Annotated in this window: 15 protein-coding genes; 9 read left to right on the forward strand and 6 right to left on the reverse strand. The window is 58.5% G+C overall.

The genetic code is table 11. From position 1 onward, the window contains the following. Positions 1–389: 389 nt before the first annotated feature. On the reverse strand, positions 390–1,100 hold the full coding sequence (locus GOB82_RS11945; RefSeq protein ID WP_166123388.1) for a LexA family transcriptional regulator: 711 nt from the start codon (positions 1,098–1,100) through the stop codon (positions 390–392). Positions 1,101–1,256: 156 nt separating this feature from the next. Here GOB82_RS11945 and GOB82_RS11950 point away from each other — a divergent pair, with 156 nt between their 5' ends. The 3 genes from GOB82_RS11950 (at position 1,257) to grxB (ending at position 3,824) form a co-directional block, all read left to right on the forward strand. Beyond that, the gene (locus GOB82_RS11950; protein ID WP_166123390.1) at positions 1,257–2,003 is read left to right on the forward strand and encodes a hypothetical protein; all 747 of its coding nucleotides are present in this window, start codon (positions 1,257–1,259) and stop codon (positions 2,001–2,003) included. 508 nt (positions 2,004–2,511) lie between these two features. Beyond that, positions 2,512–3,108, forward strand: coding sequence for a hypothetical protein (locus GOB82_RS11955; RefSeq protein ID WP_242007390.1), 597 nt, complete (start codon positions 2,512–2,514; stop codon positions 3,106–3,108). Positions 3,109–3,176: 68 nt separating this feature from the next. After that, positions 3,177–3,824: a glutaredoxin 2 gene (grxB, locus tag GOB82_RS11960; RefSeq protein ID WP_166123392.1), complete on the forward strand. Its 648-nt coding sequence runs from the start codon at positions 3,177–3,179 to the stop codon at positions 3,822–3,824. Between the two features lie 83 nt (positions 3,825–3,907). On the opposite strand, the gene GOB82_RS11965 is transcribed toward grxB, so the two are convergent. After that, on the reverse strand, positions 3,908–5,281 hold the full coding sequence (locus GOB82_RS11965) for a PQQ-dependent sugar dehydrogenase (RefSeq protein ID WP_166123394.1): 1,374 nt from the start codon (positions 5,279–5,281) through the stop codon (positions 3,908–3,910). 132 nt (positions 5,282–5,413) lie between these two features. Between GOB82_RS11965 and GOB82_RS11970 the strand changes: the two genes are divergently transcribed. The 4 genes from GOB82_RS11970 to terL all read left to right on the forward strand — a co-directional run bounded on the left by GOB82_RS11970 (position 5,414) and on the right by terL (position 8,228). Further along, positions 5,414–5,842, forward strand: coding sequence for a hypothetical protein (locus tag GOB82_RS11970; protein WP_166123396.1), 429 nt, complete (start codon positions 5,414–5,416; stop codon positions 5,840–5,842). Between the two features lie 207 nt (positions 5,843–6,049). After that, positions 6,050–6,574, forward strand: a complete 525-nt coding sequence (locus GOB82_RS11975; protein WP_166123398.1) for a hypothetical protein — start codon at positions 6,050–6,052, stop codon at positions 6,572–6,574. 6 nt (positions 6,575–6,580) lie between these two features. Continuing rightward, entirely contained in the window at positions 6,581–6,838 is a 258-nt protein-coding gene (locus GOB82_RS11980) for a hypothetical protein (protein ID WP_242007391.1), read from the forward strand. Then, on the forward strand, positions 6,786–8,228 hold the full coding sequence (gene terL / locus GOB82_RS11985; protein WP_166123400.1) for a phage terminase large subunit: 1,443 nt from the start codon (positions 6,786–6,788) through the stop codon (positions 8,226–8,228). Before GOB82_RS11980 ends, terL begins: the two co-directional genes overlap by 53 nt. 6 nt (positions 8,229–8,234) lie before the next feature. Here the strand turns inward: terL and trhO are convergent, their stop codons facing one another. Next, a complete protein-coding gene (trhO, locus tag GOB82_RS11990; protein WP_166123402.1) occupies positions 8,235–9,251 on the reverse strand; it encodes an oxygen-dependent tRNA uridine(34) hydroxylase TrhO in 1,017 nt (338 codons plus the stop codon). Between the two features lie 222 nt (positions 9,252–9,473). Beyond that, positions 9,474–10,130 carry a peroxiredoxin gene (locus GOB82_RS11995; RefSeq protein ID WP_198911974.1) on the reverse strand — a complete coding sequence of 219 codons (657 nt, stop codon included), beginning with the start codon at positions 10,128–10,130 and terminating at the stop codon, positions 9,474–9,476. Between the two features lie 372 nt (positions 10,131–10,502). On the opposite strand from GOB82_RS11995, the gene GOB82_RS12000 reads away from it, so the two are divergent. Next, entirely contained in the window at positions 10,503–10,757 is a 255-nt protein-coding gene (locus GOB82_RS12000; protein WP_166123404.1) for a hypothetical protein, read from the forward strand. Here GOB82_RS12000 and GOB82_RS13575 read toward each other — a convergent pair whose 3' ends face one another. Both GOB82_RS13575 and sodC read right to left on the reverse strand, forming a co-directional pair. After that, positions 10,758–10,889 (reverse strand): hypothetical protein, encoded by a 132-nt coding sequence (locus GOB82_RS13575; RefSeq protein ID WP_265794594.1) that lies wholly within the window; start codon positions 10,887–10,889, stop codon positions 10,758–10,760. A 57-nt stretch (positions 10,890–10,946) separates the two neighbouring features. Next, entirely contained in the window at positions 10,947–11,486 is a 540-nt protein-coding gene (sodC, locus tag GOB82_RS12005; protein ID WP_166123406.1) for a superoxide dismutase[Cu-Zn], read from the reverse strand. Between the two features lie 691 nt (positions 11,487–12,177). Between sodC and GOB82_RS12010 the strand changes: the two genes are divergently transcribed. After that, positions 12,178–13,482: a DUF1073 domain-containing protein gene (locus GOB82_RS12010; RefSeq protein ID WP_166123408.1), complete on the forward strand. Its 1,305-nt coding sequence runs from the start codon at positions 12,178–12,180 to the stop codon at positions 13,480–13,482. Positions 13,483–13,818: the final 336 nt, after the last annotated feature.

Consider the following 13,818-nt stretch of genomic DNA (forward strand, 5'->3'; position numbering starts at 1 on the left):
GCCAAAACGACTGGACGGCTCTCGTCATCCGGCTCCCCTAACGTCCTCCTGTGGAGTCCGCCATCATTCCTGTTGGGAGCGCGCGATACACTGCGTCAGACCCAATAACCAGACTCAATAATATGCAGAAAACCGCCAAGGGTGAGTGTATCTGCCGGCTGATGGATATGGAGGGGGCTTAGGTATCTCAGAACCCGCTTCCGCAGGAACGGCGTAGCTGGCTGGTTTCGTGACCTTATTCCGTGCAGGCTGAGCGCTGTTCAGGACACGTGGAAGAGATACCCGATTTTCGATGGCTTGCAGGCCAGGGAGGACAACTCCAATCCGGGGCCAAAGCAGAGCCAGAGGCTGGCTCCAGTGCAGCCACCGAAAGGTAGGAGGAAAACCGATTATAACCGTCGGGCAAACCACACTACGCGGCCAATAATCTGAACCTGATCAGCCGGAACATCATACGGTGTAAAGCGTGGATTTTCAGATTTGATACGGACCATCGGCTCCGTGGCCTCATGCGCGCGTTCGACCCATTTGCACACCACGCCATCCCCGTCGAACAGCACAAAAATGCCCGGTTCGATAATGGATGTCTTGCGTGTATCCACCAGCACCATGTCTCCGTTCTGAAGCATCGGCTCCATGGACTGGCCTTCCACCTCAATCACCCGCAGGTCCGAGGGAGAGGCCCGCAGGGCGCCGCGTACAAATTCCTCCTCAAAAAATTTCGGGCGGCCCAGCAACTGGTCCTCCACATAACCGCAACCGCCCATACCAGCCCGCAGCGAGATGTAGGGCACAGCCACATAGCCCGGCGGGTTGATGTCCACGGTTATTTCCGGCTGGTCGGGGGGGGCGATGTAGGTGGCCCGCGGCTCCCGCGCCACAGTCTGCCCCCGCGCAGGAAACAGCAGATCTCGCGCCGTGCAGCCAAGAATGGAGGCCACGCGCTCCAGCTTTTCACCGCCTGGATTGCGGGACTTCCCCTTCAGGATATCGCGCACATAGGTGTCCCCCACGCCCGCACTGCGGGAGAGTGCCTTTTGCGTCAACCCCAGCAGGGTCATGCGGCGTTCCAGTTCTCGAGCAACAGATGAGCGTTCCATAGGGGGAGTTATCCCACGGCATCCCGCAAAGATCAAAGGGGATGTATCACACATAATCCCTTGACGGCGTGTGATTGGTCACACTACCATCCCTCTCATGCCTCACCCTGTGTGATGAGGTTTTCTGGAAGCCCCTTATAAAAGGAAGACCGCGCCATGCAGGCCCAATACCCGCCCGTGCAGACCGCCTATTTGCCTGCATCTCCTCAATTTTCAGCAATGTCTCACGCAGCTTCTGCCCGTTCTGCGGCTGCGCATGGCGTTATCGCTGCTCCGGCTGCCAGCGACACACCGTCTCATGTACCCGCACAGAACACGCGGCATGCCATCCCCCTCACGCCCTCTCTGTCCCCCCGGTATCTGTCTTATAGCGCTTTGGCCGATGCCCAGTTACGCGAGAGTGATAAATCCCCTTCTTTCTCTCCTCTGCCGAACCATGACGCCACGCCTGTCCCCTGCGCGCGCGTCTCCCGTACCGTCACTCCGAACACCTTTCCTGCCGTCTCTCTGAATGCCCCCCCTGTCGCGCCTGTTCCAACCGCATGCTCCAGCACGGCCACTCGGAACACGGCCTCTGCCATCCCACAGCGCTCCACGCCGGACTCCGCCCTTCACGCTGCCGCCCGGCCCAAAACGGATGCCGCGTTGCTGGAGCAGATGGTTACACTGCGTCGTGCCGGAAAATCCCTTCGCCAGATTGGGAAGATAACAGGCCGCTGTATGGAAAGCGTGCGTCAGGCGCTCATGCGGTACGAGCAGGCCTACGCCGAAATACCCGCCCAATACGCCGAGGAAGAGGAATGGCACGATCCTTTGCGAGACTCTGAGCCTCTTCCCCCCGGTCATCCTGTTGCCGTTCAGGCGCTCTGGCACGGGCTGGAACGCTGGAGAGGGGTGGTCTGAGCACGTGCTACGACACCAAGCTTCCGGGGGCAGGATTATGAGCCGGACCCTGTGCTGCCCCTGTGCTCTCCTGTAGCTCATGGGGCTGTGCCTGATGTGGGGAGCCTGAGCCTTACGACTATCTGTGCGCTCGTCATCGCCCGCAGGAAGCCCGGCCGCGGCATGACGCAGAAAGCTGGGCATCTTGTGAGCAACCCGCCAACTCATGGCGCAGGGAGGCTCGCACGGATGCCAACCTGCGCGAGGCAACCTCCGGGCAAGTGGGCACTGACCAGCCCGAACGACCTGCGCGGAGCTCCTGCCGCTCTTTGCCAATGCCCTGAGCCGCGTCCCCGAACTCCTGCACGCACGTTTTATCACGGTACCGGCAACAGGGTCGTAAACCCCAGGACAGAACTCGATACACGGCACAACAAGATCTCGTAGCCAGCCCAGTTGTAACACCTGAATTCACGCTGACCTCACCTTGGTTAACTGCCCTCCCAGCCCCCACTCCACAGGACTCTTCATGGCCAGACCCGCAAAATCCCGTTGCTCCCCGGCATCACAGAGCAGTGTCATATCCCATTACCTTGCTGAAAACGGCCCGACGCCCGAACGTCGGGCGCGCTCGGAATTTGTCGGTGCAGCACCTCCGCGTGTCCTGCGTACAGTGCAGGCGCTTCTTCAGGCGGGAGATATCACCCAATCCGCCGCCGATGCCGCAGAGCGCTGGTATCAGGATTACATGTTTGGTTATTGTAATTATGTGGAATTTTCAGATCAGCACCGCCCTGCCACACTCACCCGGCATGATGCCGTGTCCTGGCAACTCATCCGCGCCCGCGCCATGGTGCGGGTCACAGCCGTGCGTGAGGCGCTGGGGCTGTGCGCCCATCAGCGTCTGCGCATGCTTCTGGTGGATGAACTCTCGTTCCGTGCCATGGGTGAAGCACTGTTTCCCACGATCTCTGCGGGCTCCTCACAACGCAAGATTGCCGCCCAGTGTGCCCTTTTGCTGGAACAGCTAGCAGATAGGCAAGAAACTGCGCATCAGGCAGCCAAAGCCGCCCGTGCCGGAAAATTTCGCCCGGATACACCTCAGTCCAGCCCTGACCAGGGTTGACGCACAGGGGCGTTTGCTGGGAACAGGGCAGGGGAGAGGCTCATCGCATCAGCAAGGATCAGCACAGCATGACGAGAAAACTCTACATCTATGATCACTGCCCCTTCTGCGTAAAAGCGGAGATGATCTTCGGGCTGAAAAACCTTCCCTTCGAGCGCATTATCCTGCTGAATGATGATGAGGCAGGCCCCATCAGCATGGTAGGCCGCAAGGTACTGCCCATTTTGGAGGAAGAAGCCCGCTTCATGCCGGAAAGCATGGATATCGTCACACATATTGATCAGCAAGGCACTCCCGTTCTGACCGGCACGCCCAACCCTGCCATTGCGGACTGGATCAACGCAACAAACAGCACGCTATACCGTTTGTATCTGCCTCGTGCGGCCTGTGCCCCGCTGCCGGAGTTTGCCACTACAGCAGCCCGTGCCTATTTTGTACAGAGAAAGGAAGAATTCACTGGGCCATTTTTTGAAATTCTGAAGGATAGTTCAGTTGAAATTGCCAGTCTGAATAAAATGCTGGAAATGCTCGCTCCGCTCATCCGGAATCCGGAAGCTGTCAACGGCACACTTTCCACAGATGATATCCACCTGTTTGCTCACGTGCACAGTCTTTCGCTTGTCAGGGGTATTCAGTACCCGCCCGCGGTCGAGGCGTATCGTCAGGCCATGTCCCGCCGCAGTGGTGTCGGGTTGTATGACACCATTGCGGTCTGACCAGCAGGTATCCGGTTTGCGCTGCAAGGTTGCCTTGCGAGGGAACGCAAACCGGAAACATTATGATTGTGCCAAATTATTTCTCAGTGAGACGTTCCTTCAGCGCTTGTCCCAGTGTCGGCAAGCTGTGCATCAGAAACCCGCCAGATGGTATTTCCCACATCATCTGATACGAGAAGAGCTCCGGTCTGATCCAGCGCCAACCCCACAGGGCGGCCATGTACATGCTCTTCATCCGGCGTCAGAAATCCGGTCAACGCATCCACGGGCTTGCCGGAAGGCCTGCCGTTGACAAAGGGGACATAAATCACCTTGTAACCGCTCTTGGGCCTGCGGTTCCATGAGCCATGCTGAGCCACAAATGCACCGTTTCTCCAGGAGGCCGGCAGGGTGCTGTCTTCTGAAAAGGCAAGGCCAAGGCTTGCTGTATGCGGGCCAACAGCATAATCCGGTGCAATAGCCGTCGCGACCAGTGCCGGGTCCGGCGGGGTCACGCGCGCATCCACATGCCCGCCATAATAGCTGTAGGGCCAGCCGTAAAATGCCCCTTCCTTTACAGAGGTAATGTAGTCAGGCACCAGATCGCTGCCAATTTCATCCCGCTCGTTCACCGCCACCCACAGCGCACCGGACTCAGGCTCCCATGCCAGCCCGTTCGGGTTGCGCAGGCCCGTGGCAAAGGGTGTCAGCTTGCCTGTGGCGAGATCCAGCCTGTCAATCCGTGCCCGGCCTTCTTCGGCATGCATGCCGTTTTCGGCTACGTTGCTGTTGGAACCAATGGTGACATAAAGGGAAAGCCCATCCGGGCTTGCCACAATGTTCTTGGTCCAGTGGTGATTGTAGCCTGATGGCAGGTCCACCACCTTCTCTCCCGGTGCAGTGATGGTTTTCTGTCCGGTCTGATACGGAAAACGCCAGATAGAATCAGTGTTTGCAACGTACAGCGTGTCATTGATGAGCGCCATGCCGAATGGGGAGCTCAGATGCTCCAGAAACATGTCACGTTCTTCCGCTACCCCGTCGCCATCGGCGTCGCGCAGCAGGATAATGTGGTTCGGGCTGGGCACATCCGCCCCCACAAAGCCCTGAATAATGTGCGCGATACGGTTCTTGAGGGAGATGACATCCGTCCCGGGAGAGTTGCTCTCCGCCACCAGCACATCTCCGTTCGGCAGTGTATACAGCCAGCGCGGATGGTTCAGCCCGGTAGCAAACGCGTTCACGCTCAGCCCTGCCGAGGCGTGTGGCAGTTCGCCATCTTTCCAGCCGATCGGGCGGGCAATGTTCACTGTGAGCATCAGTGTGGCGTTGGGGGGGGGCAGCTTGGGGTGTGGACCTGTTCCAGCAGAAACCGGCAGTCGGGCATATTCTGGTCGCAATATAAATCTGTAGGTTCCCGCTCCTACAATTACAAGGGCGATCCCCAGACCTGCAAGGTAACGCTGCGTACGTGTCATCGTGTGTTCATCCCTGTATCGCGGGGCACGGGTGCACATGAGCGCGCCTGTGCCTCATTAAGATGAAATTTGTGTAAGCGAATTCATAGGAACGCAAGGAAAACCATCATCCTTTTCGCCGAAACACATCATATGGATGGGAGAAAGTTCATTCAGGCCGCCTTTTTTCAAAGGGGGGAAAGAAAAAAGAGCGGCCTGAGCGTTTTCATCGTCTCTGCGCCGCATAAGTTAGCAGACACAAATCCAATGAAAACTGCAGGAAACCTCAGCCCCGCAAAGCAGGCGCAAGGTTTCTCAACTGGCAGGCAAAAGCGCGGTGAAAACCGTATGGATTATCAGGGGAAGCGCGTAAGCAAACTTTACGGTTTGGCAGATGGCTATGGTGCGCTTTTGCAAGAAGTCATGGTTTTTCCTTGTTTTTTTTATATCTGGCATCCTGTTACTGTATCTCGAAAAAAAATAATATACGTTCATTCAAAATTAATGTTTTTTTGTCGAAAAATAATAAAAAAATTGTTAATTTTCAGCCTTTTAACGACAAATTTCTTCCTTTTTTCGTGAGAAATGCCGCCAACATATGTTTTCTTTATCCAACGCTTGTTTTCACGCGTGGTCAGTCTTATTCCTTCAGCATCATCGCAAAAGTCCGGCCTGAGAGTAACTTTCAAAAACCCTTTTGAGGATGTGCGAAATATTCCTAAAAAATACAGACTGTCAGGAGTCCTTATGGCAGGTGCTTTACTAGCGTCAGGCCAGCAAGGCGGTACCGTGTTTTGTTCAGCTGCAACATGGTGGGTGTTTGTCGCCCGGCAAGGTGACTCTCTGGTGTTCTGCCCGGTTGTTCCGGTCACGCCAAATCGCCATCGGGCCGATGTCCCGCTTCCCTGGGCGGAGGCACTGCATGCCGGTTGTCCGGAGGGATATGTGGTCCGGTGCCGCCCGGTTCTGCGGGCGTCCCTGCATGGCCTTGTCCGCAAGGGGCAGTTCGGCACAGTATTGACCCACCGCATTTACGCGGCCCTTGCGGCGGAGCTTCGGCAACGCCAGCAAGAGGAGGAAGCCCTCCTTCTTGCCCCCTCTCACGCCTTCTTCCGGCATCCGGCGTATCCCGCCAGCGCACCCAACCCTGCATCCGGGGCACAGGCGGCCCGCAGGGCCTCCACCCAGCCTCCCGGTAAATTTTCTGGCCCGCTACAGGGGCCGTCCTGCTCGGGGGCGTTCCGTGTAACCGCGTTTCACAGACATTCTCACACCTCGGAACCCCGCTCTCCCACAGCGCTCCATTTTTTCTGAACCGGCATGACAGAAAAATCTCCAAGAAGGCAGCGAAACAAAAAAACCTCTATTACTCCTCTAGATATTTTCACACGCGTTATGCAGGGCGATGAAAGTATAACAGACCGCCAGTTTGACGCTGCAAAAGTGGCAGCGCCCTACCTGCACCCCAAACTGGCGGGCCTGTCCATGAATGCGGTTGTCCGCCGCAGCGTCGAAGAGTTTTCAGATGATGAACTCAACACACTTGCACAAACAGGCACAACAGGCCGCCCGGACTGAGCTGACCCATCGCACGGCCGCACGGAAGGGCCTGCTGGCGTTCGCATGCTATACCATGCCGGAATACCGGCCCGGCCCGCACCATCAGCTCCTGTGCGAAAAGCTGGATGCCGTGGAACGGGGTGAAATCACGCGCCTGATGGTCTTCATGCCTCCAAGGCACGGAAAATCAGAGCTGACCAGCAAGCGTTTTCCAGCATGGTTTCTTGGGCGAAACCCGACAAAGCAGGTGGTCTGCGCGTCCTACGGTGCGTCTCTGGCGCAGGATTTCGGGCGGGATGTGCGCAACCTTGTAGCCTCACGCCGCTTCGGCTCCCTGTTCCCCGGTGTCACGCTGGCGGCAGATAGCAGCGCGCGGGATGCCTGGCATACCGCGCAGGGCGGCCTGTATGCCAGCATGGGTATCGGCGGCGGTCTTACGGGCAAGGGCGCGCATCTCGCTCTGGTGGATGATCCGGTCAAGGACCGTCAGGAGGCAGAAAGTCCCGCTCGCCGCGCCGCGGTGTGGGACTGGTATCGTGCCGTCCTGCGCACTCGCCTCATGCCCGGCGGCGCGATCGTGCTGGTCATGACACGCTGGTCCCCGGATGATCTCGCAGGCCGTCTGCTGGATGAGATGCAGAGCGGCACGGGTGAGGCATGGGACATCCTCCGTCTCCCCGCTCTGGCGGAAGAGGCGGACCCACTCCAGCGTCTGCCCGGTGTCCCTCTCTGGCCACAGGCGTTTCCGCAGGAGGAACTGGCGCGTATCCGTCTGGCCATCGGGGCAAGAGAATGGGGGGCGCTCTACCAGCAATCTCCCGTTCCGGCGGAAGGCGCCCTGTTCCAGACTGGCATGATCAGCGTGCAGCAGGCCGCTCCCGCAGGTGGCCAAATGGTGCGTCGATGGGATCTTGCCGCAACCCGACAGAGCGCGGGACGCAATGCGGATTGGACTGTGGGGGTCAAAATGGCTCTCCTGCCGGATGGTCGCTTCTGCGTGCTGGATGTCACTCGCCTGCGCGGAGACCCCGCTCAGGTTGAGGCTACCCTGCTGGCCACCGCTGCGCAGGATGGGCCTGCCACACGCATCATCCTGCCGCAGGACCCAGGGCAGGCAGGGGTGGCGCAGGTGCGCTACCTCACCGGGCGGCTGGCGGGCTATCAGGTGAAGGCCGTGCGGGAGACGGGCGACAAAGCCACCCGCGCCAGCCCGTTTGCCGCACAGGTGAACGCGGGCAACGTGCTGGCCATCCGCGCCGCATGGACCCCGCATTTTCTGGAAGAACTCGCCACCTTCCCCGGTGGCAGCCACGACGATCAGGTTGACGCCGCCGCCGGCGCTTTCACTGCGTTGGCGGAAATAACCACTCTACCACGCTTTGCCCCCGGCCTCCTTGCCCGGATCTGAAGCGTATCAGTGCGCGGCTTGCCGCTTCTCATTCTGTCGACGGATTTCCTCTTCACGTTCCCGTCGCTTGCGTTCGCGGATTTCATCCATATGTGCGCCCAGGTGCATCTCCCCGCGCTCGGCAGCCAACTGCGCCTGCCGCTCACGCTCTGCATAGCGGGCACGCTGTTTTTCATCGCGTTCGCTGTAGCAGTGCGGGCAGCTCACCCCGTGCTCATATTGGGGGGAGGCCATGTCATCCGCCGTCAGAGGCATGCGGCAGGCATGGCACTGGTCGAGTGAGCCGGGTTCAAGTCCGTGCTTTACGGTCACACGCTGGTCAAATACAAAACATTCTCCACGCCACAGGCTTTTTTCTTTAGGAACGGTTTCCAGATATTTCAGGATTCCTCCCTGAAGGTGGTATACCTCGTCCAGTCCTTCGGCTTTTACAAATGCCGTGGCTTTCTCACAGCGAATGCCGCCCGTGCAGAACATGGCAATGCGCGGCGTGCGTCCCTCGGCCAGCAGTGCGTCCCGATGCGCGCGGAACCACCCCGGAAACTCCCGGAAGGTTTTGGTCTTGGGGTCAATCGCCCCTTCAAACGTACCTGCCGCCACTTCATAGTCGTTACGGGTGTCAATCAGAATGGTGTCCGGGTCTTCCAGCAGAGCGTTCCAGTCTTCGGGGGGGACGTAATGGCCCACGTCAGAACGCGGGTCCAGCCCTGGCACACCCATGGTCACAATCTCTTTCTTCAGCCGCACTTTCATGCGCAGGAAAGGCATGTGCGGCGCGCGGGAGAATTTGACTTCAATATCCGCACAGCCGGGCAGGGCGCGGATATGCGTAAGAACAGCATCAATCCCGGCGTCACTGCCCGCAATCGTGCCGTTAAGGCCCTCACGCGCCAGCAGCAGCGTGCCCTGCACACCATTGGCGTCACACACTGCCTGCAAGGGGGCGCGCAGTTCGGCAAAGTTTTCAAAGGGCGTAAAGCGATACAGCGCGGCAACGCAGAACGGCAGGTCGGTCTCAGTCATGGCAACACCCCTTCACAGTGCGATTGCAAACCAGTCCGGGCCTCAGCGTGCCAGCCACCTACACCCCCTGCCGCAATCAGAACGAAATCAGCCCGCCAGCCTTACTCTTCCACCCCGGTGCAGGACAAGGGGCACGGCGCTGCCTGCCGTTCGAAGGGAGTGCCAGTCAGCCCGACAACAGCACTTTGACTTCCTGCCTTGGCACGGGCTTTCAATCAGTGTTCAAGGCTTCTTTGCTGTCGTATGCTGTGGTGTTGAGTGTGTGGACCGCCAGGCCCGCACAGCGTCCAGTGTTTTCTGCACATGGGCTTCCGGGTCGTCAGAGGTAAAGCTCAGCACAATCTGCCCCTCCGGTGTCACCACGTAAGAGGTGCGGGTGGAGAGGGTGAAAGACCCCTGCGTCTTCTGGCTGTCATAACGGGCCGCCACCTTCGCACCGGGGTCCGCCAGCACGGCAAACCGGTTTCGGCACTCCTCCTTGGAAAATTCGGCCACCCGATCGGTGTTTCCCGCCGTAACGCCCACCACAGCGGCTCCCAGAGCATGGAAGGAGGGTGTTGCTTCTGCAAAGGCATGGGCTTCCAGTGTGCAGCCGGCGGTAAAGGCGGCGGGGAAGAAATAGAGCACCACTGGTCCCTTGTTCAGTTGCTTGAGCAAGGAAAAGTTCAGCAGTCTGCCACCCAGCGCGCCGTTCAGCGTAAAGTCCGGGGCCGTGGCTCCCTCCGGCAGGGCTGCGTGCGCCATCACCGGGGTCATCACTGCCAAAGTCACTATTGTCAGTCGGATCGAAACCCGCAGCAGAGGCTGCGTCAAGGTGCGTAACAGGGAACGTCGCTGCTGCCCCATCACGGTCAGTCTGGAGGCCACATCAGTGCTCATATCAGAAACCGGCGCAGAGGCCCGCTCAGAGCGTTTGAGGAAATAGGGTGCGGAAAAAAGAAGAGGGCAAGTCATGCAAGGCCTTCGGAGTTCGTTGCAAGGTTTATGGTGCTGGCGGCGCTGAAATTAAAAGCGGGAAGGATGTTCGGAGTGGTGGACGCCAGAAGGCTGATCCGGAAGAGTCTGTCAGGCGTCTCAGTCAACCGTTCAGACCAGAGTGGCATAACTCCGCGCAGGAAACCACAGCTTCTGCATGGCCGCCCCGGCCTGAAGCGCGGAGCTGACGCAGAATCGTCACTTGAGGCCTTCCTTTTTTCTGGTCATGCTGCATAGGTTAAAAGTGAGCAAAAAAGACTCAGTAAAGGAAAGACCATGAGTGACGACACAGAAAACGAAGTGATCGTTGGCTATATCATCCAGCGTGAGGATGAAGAGGGCGATGTGACCTTCTGGCACCCGGAAAACGAGTGGCAGGAAGACCCCAACGAAGGCGAGTTCTACGAAGACGCAGGCGAAGCTGACGCTACCGCCAAAGCCCTTCAGGAAGGTGATAGCGCAACCATCACGGTCGAAGTCGTCTATGAAGACGATGAAGATCCGGAAGAGGATGAGGAAGACAAAGCCTGATCAGGCTTCTGTCGGGCTGGATGCGATACGCTGAAAGCTGAAGGAAACAGGGGGCGTGGCATCCAGCCATGCCCCCTGTTCTTTTTCGCGGCTGAGTCGTGCTCCAGAGTAGTTCCGGCTTCTTGCAAGCATTCCAGTGCCTGGAAAGGTACTGGCGCAATACAGGATGTTTAATAAAATAAAGTGACCTTACGCGCCCGGTTTCAGAACGGCGCAGGCCACCCGTTCCCCCGCCCCACCAATGGGTTGGGTTGTGTAGTCATCCGGATGTGCATGGATCACCAGCGCCGAGCCGTCCTTATCCAGCAGCGCAGGCCGCGTGGTGCCTGGTTTCAGGGCAACCAGAGTGGAGTAGACTTCCACTGTCGCCTGGCCGTCCGGCCCCGCAAACAGGTTCGGCAGGTCTCCATCATCATTCGCACGTGCGTTCAGAAATCCGTGTACAACGGGCGTCTGTGTGTGCACATGGGCGCCGGCACTGGTGAATTTCGGGGCTTCACACTGGCCTTTTTCGTGAAAATGCATTCCGTGCCACCCGGGCGTGAGGTTGTGCGCGATTACCCGCAGCAGAACGCCTTTTGGTGTCTCTGTCACGTCCACACGGCCCAGATCAGTCCCGTCCGCGCCCAGAAGCGTGCCGGTGGCCGTCTCTGCCGCACTAGCCAGAGGCGAGGCCATTACGCCCAGCAGCGCGCCCGCCGCCAGCCATTTTGTTAAACCTGTTTTCATAACGGGTGTCCCTCTTTCTTTCCTGAAAGACTTTTAGTCGTAACAGTCTTGCATGGTTCAGGTTCCCGCGCATCCGCTTATTGCGCGCCGTTTCTGTGCTCAGGCGGCTCCGGGCGCGGTCCCGCCATGCAGGAGCAACCTCCTTGTGGGCAGTTTTAAAGGTCAGCTTTCAAGAGCCCTCATCACAGCCCCTCTGTTCCGGAGAGACCTTCCTGTGGCACTTCCGTCCTTCCTGGTCCGCTGGCTTACCGGCCAGACCCGCCCCCATCATCTCTTCCAAACGCACTCTCAAACCGCAGCCCAATCCCGCTTAAACGCGCCCTTTTTACCTCAGTCCAGCCCCGCCAGAGCCGGACTTTCCTTCCCTCCAGTCACACATCCCCTCGTCCCTGCCACACAGGCTGCGCCGGTCTGTGCGGGCATGAAGCCGGGCCTTCCCCCCAGTATCTCTGCCGGAACTTTTCCTGATTCTTCTGGTGGCATCTCTCCTGCCACCCCTGCCGAAGCTCTTTCCAGCATGTTTCCCAACGCTCCTGCTTCCAACAGACAGCCTCCTCTCTCTCTCCGGCAGGAGCCTCGCCTCACATTCCCGCCCAGCCTCTCTCCGCAGACTCTCTCCCAGCACCGCCAGTCTCTCCACAGGCCCGCGTCGCACATTCCAGCATCTCCAACTGGTATCGGACCGAAGGACATGGCGGAAACCCTGCGTCTTAAAAGTCTTCCGGTGCAGGCAGGGCAGGGGGACGCCTTCCGGCCCTATCAGCCGCCCAAAGGCGTGCGGGGCGAAGCTCGTGCCCCTCTGGCGCAGGACAGCGCTGCTACTGGTCCTGCTCCATCCGGCTGGCTGCGGCAGGCCATGGCGGAAGGGGTGGCCTTTCCCGGATATCCTCGCCTTGCCGAACTCTCCCAGCGGGCGGAATACCGGCATATGGTGGAGGTGATCGCCGCCGAGGCCACGCGCGAGTGGATCACCTTCAGCGCCCGTGGTACGGCGGATAAAAAGCAGCGCCTTGCCGAACTGGAGCGTGATTTTGCCCGGCTGAACGTCCGGGATGTTCTGCGCTGCATGGCGGAGTATGATGGGTATTACGGCATGGGCCTGCTCTATGTGGATACCGGTCAGCCCCGCTCTGGCGGCGGACTGGAAGCGCCGCTCCTGCTCAGGCCGGAAACGTTTCGCAAGGGTTCGTTGCGTGCCTTTGTGCCGATTGAGCCCGTCTGGACCACGCCCGACCATTACGAAATGGCCAGTCCTCTCAGCCCGGATTTCTACCAGCCCTCCCGCTGGTGGGTGCAGGGCGATGTGCTGCATGCCACACGGCTGTTGCAGTTTGTCTCCAGACCAGTGCCGGATCTTCTCAAACCGGCTTATAATTTCGGCGGGTTGTCCCTGTCGCAAATGGCCGGACCTGCGGTGGAAAACTGGCTGCGTACCCGACAGTCGGTGTCAGACCTGCTGAATGCTTTCTCCATTGTCGCCCTCTCCACCGATATGGCGGCCTATGCGCAGGACCCGGAAGGTCTCCTCAGCCGTGTGGAAGCTTTCAACCGCTTCCGCTCCAATCGCGGCACATTCGTGCTGGACAAGGATCGGGAGAAACTGGACCTGCTGGCCGCCCCCCTGGCCGGTCTGGACCGCCTTCAGGCGCAGGCGCAGGAGCAAATGTGCGCGGTCGCGCAGGAACCACTGGTGAAATTCACGGGCATCACCCCCAGCGGCCTGAATGCCTCAGCGGAAGGAGAGATACGGGTCTTTTATGATCGTGTGCACGCTTTTCAGGAAACGCTCTACCGCAAGAACCTGACAACCATCCTGCATATGGTCATGCTCAACCTGTGGGGCGAGATCGATCCGGACATTGATTTTGCCTTCGTCTCCCTGTGGCAGATGGATGAAATTGACCGTGCTTACCTCAAGAAAACTCATGTGGATATTGAGAATAAGAACATTCTCAGGCAGGGTCCTTCCAAGAAAGATTCTGAAGATATCGAATGAATAAGAAAATCTGTAAACATCATATTTTTTATTGATGTTTATGATCTTTGTATAATGACAGTGTCTTTGGAGAAAAGAGAATGGATCGTAAATGTTGTATTGTATTGGCTTCTTTGCTGCTGCCTTCTCTTGGATGCGCGGCAAATCTGCCTACACATTCTACGCCAGAACAACCTGATAGAGGGCTGGATGTCAAATCTGTTTTGTTATCTAAAAATACAGCTGCTAGAGCACGTCCACTTTATTCCGGCTCATATCCAGCGGCTGTAAAGAAGTTGGCGCATTCGTCAGGAGTGAAAGCATCCAGGACTGATCCGGCGGCATCCCACAAGGTTG

Source organism: Acetobacter farinalis, from assembly GCF_011516935.1.
In the GTDB taxonomy this organism is placed as follows: domain Bacteria; phylum Pseudomonadota; class Alphaproteobacteria; order Acetobacterales; family Acetobacteraceae; genus Acetobacter; species Acetobacter farinalis.